Annotated in this window: 15 protein-coding genes and 4 tRNA genes; 2 read left to right on the top strand and 17 right to left on the bottom strand. The window is 34.8% G+C overall.

The annotated features are described in order from the left end of the window. Nucleotides 1–55 precede the first annotated feature (55 nt). Together EYY60_RS11955 and EYY60_RS11950 are read right to left on the bottom strand one after the other, a co-directional pair. Nucleotides 56–1,009, bottom strand: coding sequence for an AAA family ATPase (locus EYY60_RS11955; protein ID WP_132989551.1), 954 nt, complete (start codon nt 1,007–1,009; stop codon nt 56–58). A 78-nt stretch (nt 1,010–1,087) separates the two neighbouring features. Further along, complete coding sequence (locus tag EYY60_RS11950; RefSeq protein WP_132989550.1) at nt 1,088–2,515, bottom strand: peptidylprolyl isomerase; 1,428 nt, start codon at nt 2,513–2,515, stop codon at nt 1,088–1,090. 516 nt (nt 2,516–3,031) lie between these two features. On the opposite strand from EYY60_RS11950, the gene EYY60_RS11945 reads away from it, so the two are divergent. Then, nucleotides 3,032–4,471, top strand: a complete 1,440-nt coding sequence (locus EYY60_RS11945; protein WP_132989549.1) for an alpha-amylase — start codon at nt 3,032–3,034, stop codon at nt 4,469–4,471. Nucleotides 4,472–4,614: 143 nt separating this feature from the next. Further along, nucleotides 4,615–6,207 (top strand): peptide chain release factor 3, encoded by a 1,593-nt coding sequence (locus EYY60_RS11940; RefSeq protein ID WP_132989548.1) that lies wholly within the window; start codon nt 4,615–4,617, stop codon nt 6,205–6,207. 44 nt (nt 6,208–6,251) lie between these two features. Here EYY60_RS11940 and EYY60_RS11935 read toward each other — a convergent pair whose 3' ends face one another. The 15 genes from EYY60_RS11935 to EYY60_RS11865 all read right to left on the bottom strand — a co-directional run bounded on the left by EYY60_RS11935 (nt 6,252) and on the right by EYY60_RS11865 (nt 22,219). Beyond that, entirely contained in the window at nt 6,252–8,288 is a 2,037-nt protein-coding gene (locus EYY60_RS11935) for an O-antigen ligase family protein (protein WP_162847878.1), read from the bottom strand. Between the two features lie 318 nt (nt 8,289–8,606). Further along, complete coding sequence (locus EYY60_RS11930; protein ID WP_012024017.1) at nt 8,607–8,918, bottom strand: DUF3467 domain-containing protein; 312 nt, start codon at nt 8,916–8,918, stop codon at nt 8,607–8,609. An 11-nt stretch (nt 8,919–8,929) separates the two neighbouring features. Then, on the bottom strand, nt 8,930–13,237 hold the full coding sequence (gene rpoC, locus EYY60_RS11925; protein ID WP_132989546.1) for a DNA-directed RNA polymerase subunit beta': 4,308 nt from the start codon (nt 13,235–13,237) through the stop codon (nt 8,930–8,932). 257 nt (nt 13,238–13,494) lie between these two features. Then, nucleotides 13,495–17,307, bottom strand: a complete 3,813-nt coding sequence (rpoB, locus tag EYY60_RS11920) for a DNA-directed RNA polymerase subunit beta (protein WP_111422298.1) — start codon at nt 17,305–17,307, stop codon at nt 13,495–13,497. A gap of 266 nt (nt 17,308–17,573) precedes the next feature. Next, nucleotides 17,574–17,945 (bottom strand): 50S ribosomal protein L7/L12, encoded by a 372-nt coding sequence (gene rplL / locus EYY60_RS11915; protein ID WP_057123938.1) that lies wholly within the window; start codon nt 17,943–17,945, stop codon nt 17,574–17,576. A 92-nt stretch (nt 17,946–18,037) separates the two neighbouring features. Next, nucleotides 18,038–18,541, bottom strand: a complete 504-nt coding sequence (gene rplJ / locus EYY60_RS11910; protein ID WP_012024014.1) for a 50S ribosomal protein L10 — start codon at nt 18,539–18,541, stop codon at nt 18,038–18,040. 22 nt (nt 18,542–18,563) lie between these two features. Further along, complete coding sequence (gene rplA / locus EYY60_RS11905; protein WP_132989545.1) at nt 18,564–19,253, bottom strand: 50S ribosomal protein L1; 690 nt, start codon at nt 19,251–19,253, stop codon at nt 18,564–18,566. A gap of 13 nt (nt 19,254–19,266) precedes the next feature. Further along, nucleotides 19,267–19,704 carry a 50S ribosomal protein L11 gene (gene rplK / locus EYY60_RS11900; protein WP_008466923.1) on the bottom strand — a complete coding sequence of 146 codons (438 nt, stop codon included), beginning with the start codon at nt 19,702–19,704 and terminating at the stop codon, nt 19,267–19,269. Between the two features lie 67 nt (nt 19,705–19,771). Beyond that, complete coding sequence (gene nusG, locus EYY60_RS11895; RefSeq protein ID WP_132989544.1) at nt 19,772–20,323, bottom strand: transcription termination/antitermination protein NusG; 552 nt, start codon at nt 20,321–20,323, stop codon at nt 19,772–19,774. Between the two features lie 10 nt (nt 20,324–20,333). Further along, complete coding sequence (gene secE / locus EYY60_RS11890) at nt 20,334–20,531, bottom strand: preprotein translocase subunit SecE (protein ID WP_008466927.1); 198 nt, start codon at nt 20,529–20,531, stop codon at nt 20,334–20,336. An 18-nt stretch (nt 20,532–20,549) separates the two neighbouring features. Beyond that, nucleotides 20,550–20,620: transfer RNA gene (locus EYY60_RS11885), tRNA-Trp, on the bottom strand. 55 nt (nt 20,621–20,675) lie between these two features. After that, the gene (gene tuf, locus EYY60_RS11880; protein WP_012024011.1) at nt 20,676–21,863 is read right to left on the bottom strand and encodes an elongation factor Tu; all 1,188 of its coding nucleotides are present in this window, start codon (nt 21,861–21,863) and stop codon (nt 20,676–20,678) included. Nucleotides 21,864–21,918: 55 nt separating this feature from the next. After that, a tRNA-Thr gene (locus EYY60_RS11875) sits at nt 21,919–21,990 on the bottom strand. Between the two features lie 15 nt (nt 21,991–22,005). Continuing rightward, nucleotides 22,006–22,086 (bottom strand) — tRNA-Tyr (locus tag EYY60_RS11870). A gap of 59 nt (nt 22,087–22,145) precedes the next feature. Then, nucleotides 22,146–22,219: transfer RNA gene (locus EYY60_RS11865), tRNA-Thr, on the bottom strand. Between the last annotated feature and the right edge of the window lie 40 nt (nt 22,220–22,259).

The following is a 22,259-nucleotide window of genomic DNA, read 5'->3' as shown; positions in this document are numbered from 1 at the left end:
ACAAAAAAGCCTGACAAATTTAGTTTTGTCAAGCTCTCGTTTATTACAATACTATTTACATCAATTTCTTAATAATAACTTCTTCCGTTATTCCTTCAGCGTCGGCTTTATAGTTTTTAATGATTCTGTGTCTTAGAATTCCAACTGCAACAGCTTTTACATCTTCAATATCTGGAGAGAATTTACCGTTGAAAGCAGCGTGCGCTTTTGCAGCCAAAATCAAATTCTGAGAAGCTCTTGGCCCTGCTCCCCAATCTAAATAGTTTTTCACAAAATCATTTGTCAAACTATTATCCGGACGCGTTTTGCTTACCAGACTCACCGCATATTCAATTACATTGTCTGCCACAGGAATCCTGCGGATCAAATGTTGGAAGTCGATAATTTCCTGAGCCGAAAATAACGGATTAATTTGCGTTTTAACGTCAGATGTAGTGCGTTTTACAACTTGAACTTCTTCTTCAAACGTTGGATATTCCAATTTGATTGCAAACATAAAACGGTCCAATTGCGCTTCTGGTAACGGATATGTTCCTTCCTGCTCAATTGGGTTTTGTGTTGCCAAAACAAAATATGGCAAATCTAATTTATAATTCTGTCCAGCAATTGTAACAGAGCGTTCTTGCATTGCTTCAAGCAAAGCTGCTTGCGTTTTTGGTGGCGTTCTGTTGATCTCATCGGCCAAAATGATATTAGAGAAAATTGGTCCTTTTATGAATTTAAAGTGTCTGCTTTCATCCAAGATTTCACTTCCCAAAATGTCAGATGGCATTAAATCTGGCGTAAACTGGATTCTTTTAAAATCCAATCCTAAAGCCTGAGACAAAGTATTTATCATTAATGTTTTGGCCAAACCTGGAACCCCAATCAGCAAAGCATGTCCGCCTGAAAATATACATAATAATATTTGATCAATAACGGCATCTTGGCCTACAATGATTTTTGCTATTTCTGATTTTAACTCGTTTCGTTTTTGAACTAAATTATGAATTGCTGTAACGTCAGACATTTAAGTATGTTTTTAAATTAAAAAAGAGTCAGCTCTATGGATTCATAAAACTAACTCTTTTTATTTATTTAATAAAAATTATTTTTTAAGCCAATTGTTTGTAAAATTACAATCTCTGTATTCTCCAATAATTTTAATATAAGTATCTTTTATCTTCGTATCAAACCATTTAGCGATCGCTTGAATTTGTTTTTCTTTTAATGCTAATTCTTTGATTTTTGTATAATCTTGAGCATAATCAGCAGTATGTTCATTAATTCTGTTTGTTACCGTGATTATTTTATATGTTTTTTTGCCTTTATCGTCTACATTTAAAAGTGGTTGAGAAATCTCTTTGTCTTTTAAATTTGAAACTTGGCCATATAATTGCGGATCCATTTTAGTCAATTCAAAACGTGTATCTTGCGTGTTAGGATTTACTAAAGTTCCTCCATTTGCTCTCGTTTCTTTCTCATCAGATTCTGTTCTAGCCGCATCAGCAAAAGAGATTTCTTTATTCATAATCTTAGTACGAACATTTACAAGTCTTTCTTTTGCTTCTTTTAATGCGCTTTCAGAAACAGTTGGTGAAATCAAAATGTGGCGCAATTCAACTTCCTGACCTTTAATTTTATCAACCATAATAATATGAAACCCAAAATTTGTTTCAAAAGGTTGCGAAATCTCCCCCTCCTGTAAGCTAAAAGCAACGTCTTTAAATTCTTTCACAAAAGGAGTTCTTCGAGTCATTTTATAGTAACCTCCATTTGAAGATGATCCTGGATCTTGCGAATACAAAACAGCTTTTGTTGCAAAACTAGCACCATCTAAAACATCTTGTCTGATCGCATTCAATCTATCAATTACTTTTTGTTTGTCTTCTTTAGAAACTTTTGGCTCTGCTACAATTTGCGCAACTTCCATTTCAGCTCCAAAAGTTGGCAACTCATCTTTTGGTATTTTTTTAAAGAAATTACGAACCTCTTCTGGAGTGATTTCTACACCTTCAACAATTTTTTTCTGCATATCAGAAGCAAGTTTTTGCTCTTTCAAAATGTCTGCAAAATAAGTTTTGAATTCTTCAACTGAACTTTTGTGGTAATATTCAACCACTTTATTGATGTCTCCAACTTGTTTAACCATATAATTCAAACGGTCTTCCATCATGCTTCTAATTTCGGCATCACTTACAATAATACTATCTTGAATCGCTTGGTGCGCATATAATTTATCTTCAAGAAGTTTACCTAACATCTGGCATCTTGTAATATCTTTTGTACTACCACCAGAAGCTTGGATTTCTAAAAAACCTTTATCAATATCTGAATCTAAAACAATATAATCTCCAACGGTAGCAATAATACCATCAATTTTTTGTCCTCCAACATGAGGTTCAGCTGGCTTTTGAGCTACAATCTCGGGGATAACCTCCTGAGCTGAAACCATTGAGCTGAAAAAAAGTAAAAAACACATTGTCAATACAAGCTTGTAATCAATTGTTTTTAGCTGTAATTTTTTTAATAACATTATTCTAGATTTAATTTAAATGTAAGATCTTGTTTTTAGAATCATTTTTTAAAGACTAAACTCTCAATTGCCTTATTTTAAAAGATGAACTTCAAAAACAGTAAACAATTAAACTCTAGTTCTTTTACTTATAACGAACAAAAATAACAATTCAATTACATAATACAACTATCGCTTATACTATTAACAAAAAATTATAGTGATTGCCTTTTTATAAAAATCAAAAATCACTTTTGTCGCTTATTTTGACATGTCGTTTAAAAAAGAAGCAAAATCTACAAAATCTATTCCTTTAAAAACTTAATCCTTTAATTATAAAGGGTCTAAAAAAAAGTTTTTAACACTACAACGTTTTCGTTACATAACTATTTTCAGACAAAAACGAATCGAATCAAAAAAAACCTACATTCGTGAGCAATTAACAATTTTAACCAGCAAAAACCAAGAATATACTCTTTTATAAGCTTTAAAATTGCGTAATTACTAACTTTATTAACCATTTTAACCAAATCTATTATGAAAAAACCACAAACAAAATTTTTGTTTATGAGCATGGTTGCAACATTTTTATGTTCATGTTCGCAAAATGACACAATTGAAACCGATTCAAAAGCTGAAAGTCAGAAATTTGAAATTATTAATGTTACACACCACGACGGAAAACCTTTTAGCACGGGTGTAAAATCATCTCTTACAGGAAAATATGTTGACAATCCAGGCGGTGGCGTTATGATGCAGGCCTTTTATTGGGATGTTCCTGCAGGCGGAACTTGGTGGAATACTGTAAGCAGCAAAGTAACGGCATGGGGAAATGCAGGAATTGGATCTATTTGGCTTCCGCCAGCATCTAAAGCTCAAAACGGAGCATTTTCGATGGGATATGATCCGACTGATTATTTTGATTTTGGAGATTACAACCAAAATGGAAGTATCGAAACCAGATTTGGATCTAAAACTGAATTGGTAAATTTAATTACTGTTGCCCATGCTGAGAATATAAAAGTATACGCAGATATCGTAATCAATCATAACAGTGGTGGACAATCTGAAGCAAATCCTTTCACTGGAACAAATACGTGGACAAACTTTACAGGAATTGCTTCTGGTAAATTTCCTCGTAACTATAATGATTTTTATAAAAATAGCTACGGAAATAATGACGAAGGATCTTTTGGAGGTTTTCCAGATTTATGCCACGCTGCGCCAAATGTTCAAAACTGGCTATGGCTAAGAGCTGATGGTGTTGGAAAATATTACAAAAACACTATGAAATTTGACGGATGGAGATTTGATTACGTTAAAGGTTTTGCACCTTGGGTTGTGCATGACTGGAATGCAAATGTAGGCGGATTTTCTGTTGGAGAATATTGGGATTCTAACGTAAATACGCTTGAATGGTGGGCAAACAATGCCAATAGTTCTGTATTTGATTTCGCTTGTTATTACAAAATGAATGATGCTTTCGACGGAAATAATCTGGCATTATTAAATGATGATATGATGTGGAAACGTAATCCTTATAAAGCCGTTACTTTTGTGACTAATCACGATACTGATGAAATTTGGAGCAAAATGCTAGCTTACTCCTATATATTAACTCACGAAGGTTATCCAACAATCTTTTATAGAGACTATGAAGAATGGCTGGATAAAAACAAATTGAACAATCTAATCTGGATTCACAACAACAAAGCAACAGGAACAACTTCAATTTTATATTCTGATAATGACGAATATGTTGCAAGAAGAAATGGATACAACGGAAATCCAGGATTAGTGGTTTATATCAACAACTCAGATGTATGGCAGGAAAGATGGATTCAGACCAATTGGGCCAACACTCAAATTAAAGATTTTACAGGAAACTCAACTTGGTATCCAACAACTCAAGCTGATAAATGGGTAAAAATACAATGTCCGCCAAAAGGATATTCAATTTGGTCCATTAATCAATAAATTTAAATTTTATAAGGCTGTTGCAAAACAGCCTTATTTTTTTCTAAAAAACACACCAAACTTAAAGACTTCCCAAATTTAAGAAGTGAATATTTTTATAAAGCCGTATTTAATAGTACTTTTGCAACCTATTTATACGAAATATGAGCTTTTTAAAAGAAATACAACGCAGAAGAACATTCGGAATTATATCGCATCCCGATGCCGGTAAAACAACTTTAACTGAAAAATTATTGTTATTTGGAGGTGCTATCCAAGAAGCCGGAGCTGTAAAAAACAATAAAATTAAAAAAGGAGCAACGAGTGACTTTATGGAAATCGAACGCCAAAGAGGTATTTCGGTTTCAACTTCTGTGCTTGCTTTTAATTACAAAGACAAAAAAATCAATATCCTTGATACACCTGGACACAAGGATTTTGCCGAAGATACTTTTAGAACTTTAACCGCTGTTGACAGTGTAATTGTTGTGATTGACGTTGCAAAAGGGGTCGAGGAACAAACTGAAAAACTGGTTGCAGTTTGTAGAATGCGTAACATTCCGATGATTGTTTTCATCAACAAATTAGACCGAGAAGGTAAAGACGCCTTCGATCTAATGGATGAAGTTGAACAAAAATTAGGCTTAAAAGTTACTCCTCTAAGTTTCCCTATCGGAATGGGTTATGACTTTCAAGGAATTTATAATCTTTGGGAAGAAAACATCAATCTTTTCAGTGGAGACAGCCGTAAAAATATCGAAGAAACAATTGCTTTTTCTGATGTGCAAAACAATCCAGAATTAGATAAAATTGTGGGTGAAAAAGCAGCAAATAAACTACGTGAAGAATTAGAATTAATAGATGAAGTTTATCCTAAATTTGAACGTCAGGATTATTTAGATGGAAAAATTCAGCCTGTGTTCTTTGGTTCTGCTTTAAATAACTTTGGAGTTCGCGAATTGTTAGATTGTTTTATTACAATTGCTCCATCTCCAAGAGCAAAAGATTCTGAAACTCGTACAGTTGAGCCAACAGAAGAAAAAATGTCTGGATTTGTTTTCAAAATCCATGCAAATATGGATCCGAAACACCGTGACCGTTTAGCATTTATCAAAATCGTTTCTGGAACTTTCGAAAGAAACAAACCTTACTACCACGTTCGTCAAAAGAAAAATCTAAAATTCTCTAGTCCGAATGCCTTTTTTGCAGAAAAAAAAGAAATTGTAGACATTTCGTATCCTGGTGATATTGTTGGTTTACACGATACAGGAAACTTTAAAATTGGTGACACTTTAACTGAAGGAGAAATCATGAGCTTTAAAGGAATTCCGAGTTTCTCTCCTGAGCATTTTAGATACATCAATAATGCTGATCCTATGAAAGCTAAGCAATTAGAAAAAGGAGTTGATCAATTAATGGATGAAGGTGTTGCTCAGTTGTTTACGTTAGAAATGAACAACCGTAAAGTTATCGGAACTGTTGGAGCACTTCAGTACGAGGTAATTCAATATCGTTTGGAGCATGAATACGGTGCAAAATGTACTTACGAAAACTTCCCTGTACATAAAGCATGTTGGGTTAAACCGGATGACGCCAAAAATGAAGAATTTAAAGAATTTAAACGTATCAAGCAAAAATTCTTGGCACACGATAAATATGGGCAATTGGTATTTTTAGCTGATTCTGATTTTACGATTCAAATGACGCAAAGTAAATATCCAAGCGTGAAATTATACTTTACATCGGAGTTCGATTAAAATTTCAAATAATAAGGAAGGCCATCATTTTGATGGCCTTCCTTTTAATATTTAGACAAAACAGATTGCCATTTCTGCAAGTCTTGATCTTTAGGATATAATTTTACTCCTTCATTAACAATTTGTTTCATTCGTTTTATATCATACGCACCCGACCAAGCTAAACATTTTGCATAATACAAATAAGCTTGTGAATCTTTTCTATAAGTACTAAATACATTATACATTTTAACAATTTCAGTTGGGTCTTTTTTCAGATTAGCCAAATAAATTGCCATTTTAAAATAATAAATATTTCTTGGTTTTGCATAAAAGGCCTTTTTGCTGTAGGTATAAGCACTATCTTGTTCTTTTAGATCTTGATAAATCTTACATTTTAGATAATAGTCATAAGCAGTATAAGGACTAAATTTATGGACACTGTCCAAAACTTTAATTGCTTCGTTATACCTTTTTTCTTTTTGCAAATATTTTGCTTCTTTATAACCAATCGTTTCAGAATTTTCTGCGATGTTAGGAAAAGCGGGAAACATTTTTTTTACTTCAGCATATTTATATACAGGTAATGCATCGGGCAAACCATCCACCTTATTTAAATCATTGTCGATAACGAACTGAGCCTTCATTGATTTAAAAACGGTATAATGCATATAAATCCCAAAGCCACTTACTAAAACAATTAATAGTACTAAACCTTTTTCAGCAATTAAAACCGTATTTGATTCTTTTTCCTCTTTTCTACTCAAATAACTTGCTATAATTGTGGCTAAAAGAAAAACAAACAAAATTTGCATGTGAGGTCTTTCCAAAGGAAAGTTAAAAAATGCATCGATAAAGTAACCGCAAAGAGAGACAAAAAGAACAAGAGATAATAGTTTTGATTCATGCGCTCTCTGCGAAAACAAACTCTTAAGCGTAACAAAAAAAGCACTAACAAAAATTAAAAGATAAACAATACTATTTGGTATTCCCGATTCACCAGCAATTTCAATAAAATCATTGTGAGGATGTTTTGAAAAGGTATTGTCATCAAGAAGTGTATTGGTATATGTTGTAGTATATAATTTCCAATTCCCTACTCCAACACCTAAAAGAGGCCTTTTATTAACTAATTTTCCTGCATGTTGCCAATACTCTAAACGTACTGACGTTGTTGAATTTGAATTATCCGTTATTGTACTTAATCTGTCTCCTATAGTACCATAAACCGAGTTTTTATCTTTTTGAATCGCTTTTTTTATACCATTTTGAGTAAGAAACAAAGCTCCTAAGAAGATACAAACAATTAAACCTCCATTTTTATAAAACAATTTTATTTTTTGTTCTTTATAATATAAAAACAGCAAACCAATCGATAACAAAAAGAGCTGTAGTAACAGACCTAGATAAGCAGCACGTGCATTAATCAAAAAAACGGTCATAAATCCAAAAGCAAGAGAAACTGCACACAAATATTTCAACCATTTTTTATGAGCAAAGACACCATAAATTAATATAGGAATTTGAACTACCAATACAGCTGCAAAAATATTTTTATTCCCCTCCGTACTTTGTAAGGAATTAATCAAAACATCTAATCCGACTTTACCTAGACCGCCATAAAATATTTTTACAGCTGAAAAAGATTTAATAAGTACTAAAATTGCAATTACAATTGATAATTTTTTAAACAAATACAACCGTTTATGAAACAAAATCGCTAGTACCAAAAATGTGACTGCCGTAGTCAAAAATCGAGTATAAATAATCATACTCTCAACTTTGTTAATAGCTAAAAAAACAGAAACTCCCGATATAATGAGAAAAAGAAAATATAACAGACTAATACTATTTTTAAAAATTGATTTGGTTGAATACTGAAACATATCCTTTCTGTATTGATAGATAAAAATACCAGATATAAAATTTAATATGCTTATCAAAAGCCAATGAATTCCAAGCTGATCTTGAATATCTGAAATTGTTACACAATCAATTACAAAATACAAACTTACAATTATCAATACCAAAACATCAATTGCCTGCATCTCATCTTTCTTGTTTTTTAAAAGATATTCTGACACATCTATCTCTTTTTTCATCATTCAAAATTTTAAATTAAAATGCAAAATTACTTATTTACATTTAACCTCAAATACAATTTATAATAAAATTACTACAAATTATGATTGATTAACAAAAAAAGCGCTATATCAGATATAGCGCTTTTTTTTATTTGAATTAATTAAAACCTTACTAAGTTATTATCCAAATTAAATTTTTCTAATTAGGTTCTACTAAGTTAATGCAATCTCAAATAAAGCAGAAATTTAGTCGACGAAATATGAATTAAATCGGATAAACTGCACAATCGAAATGTCATATAAAAAAAAGCCCCATAAAAATATGGGGCTTTAAATTTATGCTTGTCCCGCAGGACCAAAATTAAGCGGAATTGGTGCTTGTTCCGTTTCTTTGATTTCGCCGTGAGCGGCTTCAAATCGATGGATATTTTCACCTATTGCTCTTAACAATCTTTTAGCATGTTGTGGTGTCAAGACAATTCTTGACTTTACCTTGGCTTTAGGAATCCCTGGCATAATACTCACAAAATCTAAAACAAACTCAGATGATGAGTGATTAATGATTGCAAGATTAGAATAAATTCCTTCTGCAATAGTTTCGTCTAACTCAATATTAATTTGCTCTTGTTGTTGTTTCGGATTACTCATAGTTTCCTAAATTAATAAATGTATTCTTCTTTATTAGCCATCATTTCGTTGTAATCGTCTTTAGATCCTACGATAGTGTTATCGTATTCTCTCATACCAGTTCCCGCAGGAATTCTGTGTCCAACAATTACATTTTCTTTTAATCCTTCTAAGTCATCTACTTTACCAGCTACTGCAGCTTCGTTAAGTACTTTCGTTGTCTCCTGGAATGAAGCCGCAGAAATGAATGATTTAGTTTGTAACGAAGCTCTTGTAATACCTTGTAGAACTGGCGTTGCAGTTGCAGTGATTACATCTCTTGCTACAACAAGATTTTTATCTGTACGTTTCAATAATGAATTTTCATCACGTAACTCACGAGGCGTAATAATCTGACCTGGTTTCAATACTGAAGAATCTCCAGCATCTTCAACCACTTTCATACCGTATAATTTATCGTTTTGAACGATGAAATCTTTAGTATGGATTAATTGGTCTTCTAAGAATAAAGTATCACCTGGATCCTGAACTCTTACTTTACGCATCATTTGACGAATAACTACCTCAAAGTGCTTATCATTAATTTTTACCCCTTGTAAACGGTAAACCTCTTGAATTTCATTTACCAAATACTGTTGAACAGCAGCTGGACCTTGAATTCTTAAGATATCATCTGGTGTAATTGCACCGTCAGACAATGGAACTCCCGCTCTTACGAAGTCATTTTCTTGTACTAAGATTTGGCTTGAAAGTTTAACTAAATACTTTTTAACCTCACCAAATTTAGATTCGATAACGATCTCACGGTTACCTCTTTTGATTTTACCGAAAGATACAACTCCATCAATTTCAGATACAACTGCTGGGTTTGAAGGGTTACGAGCCTCAAGAAGCTCAGTAATTCTAGGTAAACCTCCCGTGATATCGCCCGCTTTAGAAGAACGACGTGGGATTTTTACTAATACTTTACCTGCTTTAATTTTCTCACCATTTTCAACCATTAAGTGTGCACCTACTGGTAAGTTGTAAGAACGAATCAATTCACCTTCTTTACCGTAAACTAATAAAGTTGGGATTAATTTTTTGTTTCTAGCCTCAGAAATTACTTTTTCTTGGAAACCAGTCTGCTCATCGATCTCAACCATGAACGATTGTCCTTGCTCTAAATCCTCGTAAGCAATCTTACCAGTAAACTCAGAAACAATTACACCGTTATATGGATCCCATTTACAGATTACAGTTCCTTTAGCAACAGTATCTCCATCATTAACAAAAATACTAGATCCGTAAGGAATGTTATGTGTATTTAAAACAATTCCAGTTTTCTCGTCAACTAATTTCAACTCAGTTGAACGTGAAACTACGATATCAACAGAGTTACCTTCTCCGTCTTCTCCTTTAACTGTTTTTAAATCTTCAATTTCAAGTCTACCTGCGAATCTTGTAACGATACTAGACTCTTCAGAGATACCTCCAGCAACCCCTCCAACGTGGAACGTACGAAGTGTCAACTGTGTACCTGGCTCTCCAATAGACTGAGCTGCAATAACTCCGACAGCTTCACCTCTTTGTGTCATCTTACCAGTAGCTAAGTTTCTACCGTAACATTTAGCACAAATACCTTTTAAAGCTTCACAAGTTAATGGAGATCTAACTTCTACTTTCTCAATTGGAGAAGCTTCGATAGTTCTCATAATTGATTCTGTAATTTGTTCTCCAGATTTAACCATTACTTCGTTAGTAAGAGGATTAATAACGTCTTGTAATGCAACACGTCCTAAAATTCTCTCTCCTAAAGATTCAACGATTTCCTCATTTTTCTTCAATGCAGCAACTTCAACACCTCTAAGAGTTCCACAATCTTCGATGTTAACAATAACATCTTGAGAAACGTCATGAAGCCTTCTTGTCAAGTAACCAGCATCGGCCGTTTTAAGAGCCGTATCCGCAAGACCTTTACGAGCACCGTGAGTAGAAATGAAGTACTCAAGGATCGAAAGACCTTCCTTAAAGTTAGAAAGAATCGGGTTTTCAATAATCTCACCACCACCAGCAGTAGATTTTTTAGGCTTAGCCATCAAACCACGCATACCAGTTAACTGACGAATCTGCTCCTTAGAACCCCTCGCCCCAGAGTCAAGCATCATATATACAGAGTTGAAACCTTGTTGGTCTTCTCTAATATTTTTCATTGCTAACTCTGTCAACTGAGCATTTGCTGAAGTCCATACGTCAATAACTTGGTTGTAACGCTCGTTATTTGTGATAAGACCCATGTTATAGTTAGTTGAGATACCTTCAACTTGCTCTCTAGCATCTGCAATTAACTTAGTTTTTTGTTCTGGGATTCTAATATCACCTAAAGAGAACGATAAACCTCCTCTAAATGCGAATTTATAACCCATATCTTTCATATTATCTAAGAAAGCTGCCGTTGTAGGTACATCAGTCACACTTAAAATGTGTCCGATAATATCTCTAAGGTTTTTCTTAGTCAATACGTCATTGATATATCCAGCTGCTTCAGGTACTACTTCGTTAAATAATACACGTCCTGCAGTTGTTTGAATGATTTTGTACACTAATTCTCCAGCGTCATTAAAATCTTTTGCTCTAATTTTCACACGAGCATTCAATTCCAATCTTCCTTCGTTTAATGCAATGTTTACTTCTTCAGCAGAATAGAAAGTCAAATCTTGACCTAAAATAATGTGATCTTCTGTAGAAATACGCTCTTTGGTCATATAGTATAGACCCAAGACCATGTCCTGAGAAGGTACAGTAATTGGAGCACCATTTGCAGGGTTCAAGATATTGTGAGAAGCCAACATTAATAATTGCGCCTCTAAAATAGCCTCTGGTCCTAATGGTAAGTGAACCGCCATCTGGTCACCATCGAAATCGGCGTTGAAAGCCGTACATACTAATGGGTGTAACTGGATTGCTTTTCCTTCAATTAATTTTGGTTGGAAAGCCTGAATACCAAGTCTGTGCAAAGTAGGAGCACGGTTAAGTAATACTGGGTGTCCTTTAATTACATTTTCTAAAATATCCCAAACTACTGGCTCTTTTTTGTCAATAATTTTCTTAGCAGATTTTACTGTTTTTACAATACCTCTTTCGATCAACTTACGAATAACGAATGGTTTGTATAACTCAGATGCCATATCTTTTGGCAATCCGCACTCATATAATTTTAACTCAGGACCAACGACAATTACCGAACGAGCAGAATAATCCACACGTTTACCAAGTAAGTTTTGACGGAAACGCCCTTGCTTACCTTTTAATGAGTCAGATAATGATTTTAATGGTCTGTTTGATTCTGTTTTAACAGCAGAAGCTTTACGTGTGTTATCGAATAATGAATCTACAGATTCTTGTAACATACGTTTCTCGTTTCTTAAGATAACTTCTGGAGCTTTAATCTCCATTAATCTTTTCAAACGGTTGTTACGGATGATTACACGACGGTATAAATCGTTCAAATCTGAAGTTGCAAAACGACCTCCATCAAGTGGCACAAGCGGACGTAATTCTGGTGGGATAACTGGAACCACTTTCATGATCATCCATTCTGGACGGTTTTCGCGGTTTTCGTTAGACTCACGGAAAGATTCAACAACTTGTAATCTTTTTAAAGCCTCAGTTTTTCTTTGTTTAGAAGTCTCATTGTTAGCGCTGTGTCTTAATTCATAAGATAAAGCATCTAGATCAATACGAGCTAATAAATCCATAATACACTCTGCTCCCATTTTGGCAACAAATTTATTAGGATCTAAATCATCTAAATATTGGTTTTCTTGCGGAAGAGTATCTAAAATATTTAAATATTCCTCTTCAGTTAAGAAATCTAATCTTTGTAATGATTCTCCATCTGCATTTTTAGCGATACCTGGCTGAATTACTACGTATCTTTCGTAGTAAATGATCATATCTAATTTCTTAGATGGAAGACCAAGGATATAACCAATTTTGTTTGGAAGAGAACGGAAGTACCAGATGTGAGCAATTGGCACAACAAGGTTGATGTGACCTACTCTATCACGACGTACTTTTTTCTCAGTAACTTCAACACCACAACGGTCACAGATGATACCTTTGTAACGAATTCTTTTATACTTACCACAAGCACATTCGAAATCTTTTACTGGTCCGAAGATTCTTTCGCAGAAAAGTCCGTCACGCTCTGGTTTGTGAGTTCTATAGTTGATTGTTTCTGGCTTTAAAACCTCTCCTCTTGATTCTTTCAAGATAGATTCTGGTGAAGCCAATCCAATAGAGATTTTGTTAAATCTTTTTACTGGATTTTTATCTTTATTGTTTCTGTTATTCATCATAGTTTTTACTATTGATTTATTTGCAATTAAAAAATTGATTTTAGATTTATAATCTACTCTTAGGAAAACTAAGAGTTAATCATTCAGCTACTACCTCGGGTTACTTCTCTAAACCTCAAATTCTTATTTGAAGTGCTAGTTATAAAATGCCTCGCATTGTTATAAAAAATCGGAACGGGTTACGGGTATAAATCTTTAAAAACTTTTATAAATACGAATGTAGAGACGTGATTAATCACGTCTCTACATTTTTTTTATTATTCTTCCAAACGAAGATCTAAACCTAGACCTTTCAATTCGTGCATTAATACATTGAATGATTCTGGCAAACCTGGTTCTGGCATAGTTTCCCCCTTAACGATAGCTTCGTAAGTTTTAGCTCTACCAATAACGTCATCAGACTTAACAGTTAAGATTTCACGTAGCGTACTAGAAGCTCCATAAGCCTCAAGTGCCCAAACCTCCATCTCTCCAAAACGCTGACCTCCAAATTGAGCCTTACCTCCAAGTGGCTGTTGCGTAATCAATGAGTATGGTCCAATAGAACGTGCGTGCATCTTATCATCAACCATGTGTCCTAATTTAAGCATGTAAATTACACCCACAGTCGCTTTTTGTGCAAAACGCTCTCCAGTACCACCATCAAATAGGTAAGTATGTCCAAAACGTGGCACTCCAGCTTCATCAGTCAAAGCGTTGATTTCGTCTAGAGAAGCACCGTCGAAAATTGGAGTAGCAAATTTTCTACCCAAGTTCATACCAGCCCATCCTAATACAGTCTCATAAATCTGACCAATGTTCATACGTGAAGGTACCCCAAGTGGATTCAATACGATATCTACTGGTGTTCCATCTTCTAAGAATGGCATATCTTCGTGACGAACGATTCTAGCAACAATACCTTTGTTACCGTGACGACCTGCCATTTTATCACCTACTTTTAACTTACGTTTTTTAGCGATATAGATTTTAGCCAATTTCAAGATTCCAGATGGTAATTCATCTCCAACTGTAATAGTGAATTTCTCTCTTCTTAAAGCTCCTTGTAAGTCGTTCAGCTTAATTTTATAGTTATGAATTAAATCATTAACCATTTTATTAGTAGCGTCATCAGCAACCCACTGACCTTTGCTTAAGTGAGCAAAATCCTCTACTGCGTAAAGCATTTTTTGAGTATATTTTTTACCTTTTGGTAAAACTTCTTCACCCAAATCGTTCATTACACCTTGAGATGTTTTTCCGTTAACGATCAAGAATAATTTCTCAACCAATCTGTCTTTTAATTCAACAAATTTAGTTTCGAATTCCATTTCTAAAGCGCCTAAAGCATCTTTATCTTGAGTACGTTTACGTTTATCTTTTACGGCTCTTGCAAATAATTTTTTGTCAAGAACTACACCATGTAAAGATGGAGAAGCTTTTAATGAAGCATCTTTTACATCACCAGCTTTATCCCCGAAGATTGCACGAAGCAATTTCTCCTCTGGAGTAGGATCTGATTCTCCTTTTGGTGTAATTTTTCCGATCAAAATGTCGCCAGGTTTAACCTCTGCTCCAATTCTAATCATACCGTTTTCATCTAAATCTTTAGTAGCTTCTTCAGAAACGTTAGGAATATCGTTTGTTAACTCTTCGTTCCCTAACTTAGTATCTCTAACCTCTAATGAATAATCATCAACGTGGATAGATGTAAAAATATCATCACGAACTACTTTCTCAGAAATTACAATCGCATCCTCGAAGTTGTACCCTTTCCATGGCATGAACGCAACTTTTAAGTTTCTACCTAAAGCTAATTCTCCATTTTGAGTAGCATATCCTTCAGACAATACTTGACCAGGAACAACTCTGTCACCTCTTCTTACGATTGGTTTCAAGTTGATACTTGTACCTTGATTGGTTTTTCTAAATTTAATTAAGTTGTACGTTTTCTCATCAGCATCAAAACTAACCATTCTTTCGTCTTCTGTACGATCGTATTTAATAGTAATGATGTTAGCATCTACGTATTCAACAGTACCATGCCCTTCAGCATTGATCAATACTCTTGAATCTGAAGCTACTTGACGCTCTAAACCTGTACCAACAATCGGAGCTTCAGGACGGATCAAAGGAACTGCCTGACGCATCATGTTTGATCCCATCAACGCACGGTTCGCATCATCATGCTCCAAGAAAGGAATCAATGACGCAGAAATCGAAGCGATCTGGTTAGGAGCAACGTCTGTATAATGAACTACTGATGGCTCAACAACTGGGAAGTCACCTTCCTCACGAGCAATAACATTGCTAGCTGTAATTTTACCAGAAGCGTCCATTTCAATGTTTGCCTGAGCAATCATTTTACCTTCTTCTTCTTCAGCACTTAAGTAAACTGGAGTACTTTCTAAATCAACTACACCATTAGTTACTTTACGGTATGGAGTTTCAATGAATCCCATTCCGTTTACTTTTGCATAAACACCAAGAGATGAAATCAAACCAATGTTTGGTCCCTCAGGAGTTTCAATCGGACATAAACGACCATAGTGCGTATAGTGAACGTCACGAACCTCGAAACCAGCTCTCTCTCTCGAAAGTCCACCTGGTCCAAGTGCAGAAAGTCTTCTTTTGTGTGTAATCTCAGCTAATGGATTCGTTTGATCCATAAATTGAGACAACTGGTTAGTACCAAAGAAAGAGTTGATAACTGATGACAATGTTTTAGCATTGATCAAATCAATTGGTGTAAATACCTCGTTATCTCTAACGTTCATTCTCTCACGAATAGTTCTAGCCATACGTGCTAAACCAACACCGAATTGTTGAGACAATTGTTCACCAACTGTTCTAACACGACGGTTTGATAAGTGATCAATATCATCAATCTCTGCTTTAGAGTTGATCAACTCGATCAAATATTTAACGATTGTAATGATATCCTCTTTAGTAAGCACTTGCTTATCCATAGGGATATCTAAATCTAATTTTTTGTTCATTCTGTAACGACCAACTTCACCTAAGTTATAACGTTGATCAGAGAAGAACAATTTATCTATAATACCACGAGCAGTTTCCTCATCAGGCGGTTCAGCGTTACGCAACTGACGGTAAATGTGCTCTACAGCTTCTTTTTCAGAGTTTGTAGGGTCTTTTTGTAACGTATTGTGGATAATAGCATAATCTGCTTGGTTATTATCCTCTTTGTGTAACAAAATAGATTTTACATTAGAATCAATGATCTCTTCAACATTATCTTTGTCGATAATAGTATCACGATCAAGGATGATTTCGTTACGTTCGATAGAAACTACCTCTCCAGTATCCTCATCTACGAAATCCTCATGCCATGTATTCAATACACGCGCAGCAAGTCTTCTTCCAATATATTTCTTAATACCAGTTTTAGAAACTTTAATTTCTTCAGCTAAGTCGAAAATTTCAAGGATATCCTTATCTCTTTCGAAACCGATAGCACGGAATAAAGTTGTTACAGGTAATTTTTTCTTTCTATCGATATACGCGTACATTACGCTGTTAATATCTGTAGAAAACTCTATCCAAGATCCTTTGAAAGGAATAACTCTTGCAGAGTAAAGTTTAGTTCCATTTGCGTGGAATGACTGTCCAAAGAAAACCCCTGGAGAACGGTGTAATTGAGATACTACAACACGCTCGGCACCATTAATAACAAAAGTACCACTAGGAGTCATGTAAGGAATTGTTCCAAGATAAACATCTTGTACAATAGTTTCAAAATCTTCGTGTTCTGGATCTGTACAGTATAGTTTTAACCTTGCTTTTAAAGGCACACTATAAGTAAGACCTCTCTCTATACATTCTTGAATTGTATAACGTGGTGGATCAACAAAATAATCTAGGAATTCCAATACAAAGTTGTTTCTTGTATCTGTAATTGGGAAGTTTTCCATGAAGGTATTGTATAACCCTTCGTTGCCTCTTTCGTCAGATTTCGTTTCTAATTGAAAGAAATCTTTAAAAGATTTTACCTGAACATCCAAGAAGTCTGGATAATCAGGAATGTTTTTTGTAGAGGCAAAATTCAATCTTTCAGTCTGATTTGTTATCATCAATGGACAAAATTTTGATTAAAAAAAAGTAATTTTTTTGTGTAAAAACACACTGCGTAGTTTATACTTTCTTTTTAAAATCAATACATCTTTAAAAATAAAACGATAAAATATAGTTCAATTTTTTTTCTTCGTATTGATCAAAAACTCTTTCGTATATTAAACTATTTGATAATAAAATTTAATGTATTTTATTATACGAAAAATGGTTTAGGCCTTTGAGTGTTAACTCAGGACCTAAACCTAGTTCTTAAAACCGAGTTAAATTATTTTAATTCAACTACAGCTCCAGCTTCTTCTAATGATTTTTTAAGACCTTCAGCCTCTTCTTTAGAAACACCTTCTTTAACGTTGCTTGGAGCACCGTCAACTACATCTTTAGCTTCTTTAAGACCTAAACCTGTAAGTTCTTTTACTAATTTCACAACTGCTAATTTAGATGCACCAGCATCTTTCAATACAACTGTAAATTCAGTTTGTGCTTCTTCAGCAGCACCTTCTCCACCACCAGCAGCAACTACTACAGCTGCAGCAGCAGGCTCGATACCATACTCGTCTTTTAATATTGTTGCTAATTCGTTAACTTCTTTAACTGTTAAGTTAACTAATTGTTCTGCGAATTGTTTCAAATCTGCCATTTTTTCTATCGTTTAAAATGATTTGTAAAAATATAATTTAATTATTGTGCGCTAATTAAGCAGTAAGAAAGTATTCCTTCTTACGTTGATAATTACTCTGCTCCTTCTTCTTCGCTTCCTGCGAATTTGTTTTGTAAAGCAGAAATAATTCTTTGAGCTGGAGATTGTAATAATCCAATGATTTCTCCAATAAGCTCTTCTTTAGATTTAATTGTAGCTAATGCATCTAATTGGTTGTCACCAATATATACTTCAGAATTGATGTAAGCTCCTTTTAAAACTGGTTTATCAGATTTCTTACGGAAATCTTTGATAATTTTTCCAGGCGCGTTAGCAACATCAGAAATAAATATAGCACTGTTACCTGATAAAACCGTAGGTAAATCACCATAATCATTAGAAGAAGCTTCCATTGCTTTTGCAAGCAAAGTGTTCTTTACAACCTCTAATTTGATACCTGCTTTAAAACAAGCTCTACGCAAGTTTGAAGTTGTCTCTGCGTTTAAACCAGAAATATCAGAAATATAAATGATATTTGTACCAGCTAACTGCGCAGTTAAATTTTCAATCGCGATTGATTTTTCTTCTCTAGTCATACTAAAAATTTTTAACTACCAATTATACTGCTTTTGGGTCTAATGCGATAGCAGGACTCATTGTGCTTGTAAGGTGAATACCTTTGATGTATGTACCTTTAGCAGCAGTTGGCTTAAGTTTTATTAATGTTTGAATAATTTCGTGTGCGTTCTCAACGATTTGCTCAGCTCCGAAAGAAACTTTACCAATACCAGCGTGAACGATACCAGTTTTATCAACTTTAAAGTCAATTTTACCAGCTTTAACTTCTTGAACAGCTTTAGCAACATCCATAGTTACTGTACCTGTTTTAGGGTTTGGCATTAAACCTCTAGGTCCTAAAATACGACCTAATGGACCTAATTTACCCATAACAGCTGGCATAGTGATGATAACATCAACATCAGTCCAACCATCTTTAATTTTTTGCAAGTAATCATCAAGACCAACGTGATCTGCACCAGCTTCTCTAGCTTCCGCTTCTTTATCTGGAGTAACCAACGCTAATACTTTAACGTCTTTTCCTGTTCCATGAGGTAAAGTAACTACACCTCTCACCATTTGATTCGCTTTTCTAGGATCTACACCTAAACGAACTGCGATATCAACAGACTCATCAAATTTTGCAGAAGCAACAACTTTTAATAATGCAGCAGCATCCTTAAGAGAGTATAATTTGTTCTTTTCAATTTTTGAAGCAGCCTCTTTTTGCTTTTTTGTTAATTTTGCCATGTCTTTTTCTTAATTAAAAAGGAGCATCTCCTGATACAGTTATACCCATAGATCTAGCTGTTCCTGCAACCATACTCATCGCTTTTTCAATTGTAAAAGCATTTAAGTCTGGCATTTTGTCTTCAGCAATAGTTCTAATTTGTTCCCAAGTAACGCTAGCTACTTTTTTACGATTAGGCTCACCAGAACCAGATTTTAGCTTTGCAGCTTCCATTAACTGAACCGCCGCTGGAGGAGTCTTAACAACAAAATCAAATGATTTGTCTTTGTACACAGTGATTTGCACTGGACAAATTTTGCCAGGTTTATCTTGAGTTCTAGCATTAAATTGCTTACAAAACTCCATGATGTTTACCCCAGCAGCTCCTAAAGCAGGTCCAACCGGTGGCGACGGATTCGCAGCACCTCCCTTAACTTGTAGTTTAACTACCTTACTAATTTCTTTAGCCATTTTTAAAAAATTTAACACTGTAATCAATGGAAGCGATTACAATGGTTTATTATAGTGTAACAAAAAATTATACTTTTTCAACTTGCATAAAACTTAACTCTAATGGTGTTTTTCTTCCGAAAATCTTAACCATTACTTCAAGCTTACGCTTTTCTTCATTTATTTTTTCAACCGTTCCGTTAAAACCATTGAAAGGACCATCGATCACTTTTACAGTTTCACCTAAGCTGAATGGAATTGAACGAGTATCTGTATTTACAGCCAACTCATCCACTTTTCCTAACATACGATTTACTTCAGATAATCTCAAAGGAACCGGTTCCCCACCTTTAATTTCACCTAAAAAACCAATTACACTTGTAATAGACTTAATAATATGAGGTATCTCACCAACTAAATTAGCTTCGATCATAACATATCCAGGAAAATACACTTTATCCTTAGATGATTTTTTCCCATCTTTTACAGTAACTACTTTTTCAGTAGGAACTAAAACCTGAGAAACATAATCCTCCATACCTAATCTCGCAATCTCAGTCTCGATATAAGCTTTCACTTTATTCTCTTGACCACTAACCGCTCTAACTACGTACCATTTTTTCACATTATTATCTGCCATCACAAAAAAATTATCCTTTTAACCAGTTAAAAAATCCAGCTAAAGCTTTTGCAAAAAATTCGTCCACTCCCCATGTTGCCAAAGCAAATAGAATCGAAAATACAGCCACAACAATTGTCAATTTTTGAACCTCAGCCCAAGCTGGCCAAGTAACATTTGACTTTAACTCCTCGAAAGCCTCTGATAAATAATTAGTAACTTTTGTCATTTGATATATTTTTTATTGCACGGGCGGAGGGATTCGAACCCCCATCAACGGTTTTGGAGACCGCTATTCTACCCTTGAACTACGCCCGTAATTAAAGCCAGTGATTAAAAAATAATCACTGGCTTTTTATTTATTTTAATAGAATTACTCTACGATTTCAGTAACCTGACCAGCACCAACTGTTCTACCACCTTCACGGATAGCGAAACGTAAACCTACGTTCATAGCGATTGGGCTTAATAAAGCAACCTCGATAGTTAAGTTATCACCTGGCATTACCATCTCTACACCTGCTGGTAAAGAAATAACTCCTGTTACGTCAGTTGTACGTACGTAGAACTGTGGACGGTAGTTATTGTGGAATGGAGTGTGACGTCCACCTTCTTCTTTTTTCAAGATATAAACCTCAGCTTTGAATTTAGCGTGTGGTTTTACTGAACCTGGCTTAATAATAACCATACCTCTTTTGATATCAGCTTTATCAATACCTCTTAACAATAAACCTACGTTATCTCCAGCCTCACCTCTATCAAGGATTTTACGGAACATCTCAACTCCTGTAATAGTAGAAGTTAATTTTTCAGCTCCCATACCAATGATTTCAACAGGATCTCCAGTGTTAGCAACTCCAGTTTCGATACGACCTGTAGCAACAGTTCCACGACCTGTAATTGTAAATACGTCCTCAACTGGCATCAAGAATGGTTTAGCTACGTCACGTACTGGCTCTTCGATCCAGTTGTCTACAGCTTCCATTAATTCGATAATTTTAGGTACCCAGTTTGGATCATTGTTTAATCCTCCTAATGCAGAACCTTGAACTACAGGACCATTATCTCCATCATATTCGTAGAAAGATAATAAATCTCTAATTTCCATTTCAACAAGCTCTAACAACTCAGCATCATCAACCATATCCACTTTGTTCATGAAAACAACGATTCTTGGAATACCAACCTGACGACCTAAAAGGATGTGCTCACGAGTTTGTGGCATTGGACCATCTGTAGCAGCAACTACTAAGATAGCTCCGTCCATTTGAGCAGCACCAGTAACCATGTTCTTTACGTAATCCGCGTGACCTGGACAGTCAACGTGAGCGTAGTGACGGTTAGCTGTTTCATACTCTACGTGTGATGTATTAATAGTAATACCTCTTTCTTTCTCCTCTGGAGCGTTATCGATTTGATCAAACGATTTTGCTTGACAGTAACCAGCATCTGACAATACTTTTGTAATTGCAGCAGTTAATGTAGTTTTTCCGTGATCTACGTGTCCAATTGTACCTATGTTTAAGTGCGGTTTGGAACGATTAAAATTCTCCTTTGCCATTTTACTTAATTTTTAATCTTAGTTATATATTAATTTTCAATTTCCTACTTACTTGAGCCAATGTCGGGATTTGAACCCGAGACCTCTTCCTTACCAAGGAAGCACTCTACCCCTGAGCTACACCGGCAGAGTTTGCATTTTGTGGGGAGAGCAGGATTCGAACCTGCGAAGTTCACACAGCAGATTTACAGTCTGCCCTCGTTGGCCGCTTGAGTATCTCCCCTAATTTTAAAATTCCATTCTTTTAAAGAACTAATTTCAAATCGCATTTGAAATTTTTCGAGCCGATAGAGGGACTCGAACCCACGACCTGCTGATTACAAATCAGCTGCTCTAGCCAGCTGAGCTACATCGGCGAATGCATTAAAAAAGTCCGCTATTTCTAACGGACTGCAA

This window comes from Flavobacterium zhairuonense (assembly GCF_004352915.1).
GTDB classification, from domain to species: Bacteria; Bacteroidota; Bacteroidia; order Flavobacteriales; family Flavobacteriaceae; genus Flavobacterium; species Flavobacterium zhairuonense.
The sequence above is the reverse complement of the archived record's forward strand: the minus strand, read 5'-3'. Positions and strand labels throughout refer to the sequence as shown.

Coding starts and splice junctions, on each gene's coding strand:
- EYY60_RS11930 (WP_012024017.1), bottom strand. CDS start 8,918: ATGAGTAATCCGAAACAACAACAAGAGCAAATTAATATTGAGTTAGAC.
- EYY60_RS11955 (WP_132989551.1), bottom strand. CDS start 1,009: ATGTCTGACGTTACAGCAATTCATAATTTAGTTCAAAAACGAAACGAG.
- EYY60_RS11940 (WP_132989548.1), top strand. CDS start 4,615: ATGAGCTTTTTAAAAGAAATACAACGCAGAAGAACATTCGGAATTATA.
- EYY60_RS11935 (WP_162847878.1), bottom strand. CDS start 8,288: ATGAAAAAAGAGATAGATGTGTCAGAATATCTTTTAAAAAACAAGAAA.
- EYY60_RS11950 (WP_132989550.1), bottom strand. CDS start 2,515: ATGTTATTAAAAAAATTACAGCTAAAAACAATTGATTACAAGCTTGTA.
- rplL (WP_057123938.1), bottom strand. CDS start 17,945: ATGGCAGATTTGAAACAATTCGCAGAACAATTAGTTAACTTAACAGTT.
- rplA (WP_132989545.1), bottom strand. CDS start 19,253: ATGGCAAAATTAACAAAAAAGCAAAAAGAGGCTGCTTCAAAAATTGAA.
- rplK (WP_008466923.1), bottom strand. CDS start 19,704: ATGGCTAAAGAAATTAGTAAGGTAGTTAAACTACAAGTTAAGGGAGGT.
- nusG (WP_132989544.1), bottom strand. CDS start 20,323: ATGGCAGATAATAATGTGAAAAAATGGTACGTAGTTAGAGCGGTTAGT.
- rpoC (WP_132989546.1), bottom strand. CDS start 13,237: ATGATGAATAACAGAAACAATAAAGATAAAAATCCAGTAAAAAGATTT.
- tuf (WP_012024011.1), bottom strand. CDS start 21,863: ATGGCAAAGGAGAATTTTAATCGTTCCAAACCGCACTTAAACATAGGT.
- rplJ (WP_012024014.1), bottom strand. CDS start 18,541: ATGACTAGAGAAGAAAAATCAATCGCGATTGAAAATTTAACTGCGCAG.
- rpoB (WP_111422298.1), bottom strand. CDS start 17,307: ATGATAACAAATCAGACTGAAAGATTGAATTTTGCCTCTACAAAAAAC.
- secE (WP_008466927.1), bottom strand. CDS start 20,531: ATGACAAAAGTTACTAATTATTTATCAGAGGCTTTCGAGGAGTTAAAG.
- EYY60_RS11945 (WP_132989549.1), top strand. CDS start 3,032: ATGAAAAAACCACAAACAAAATTTTTGTTTATGAGCATGGTTGCAACA.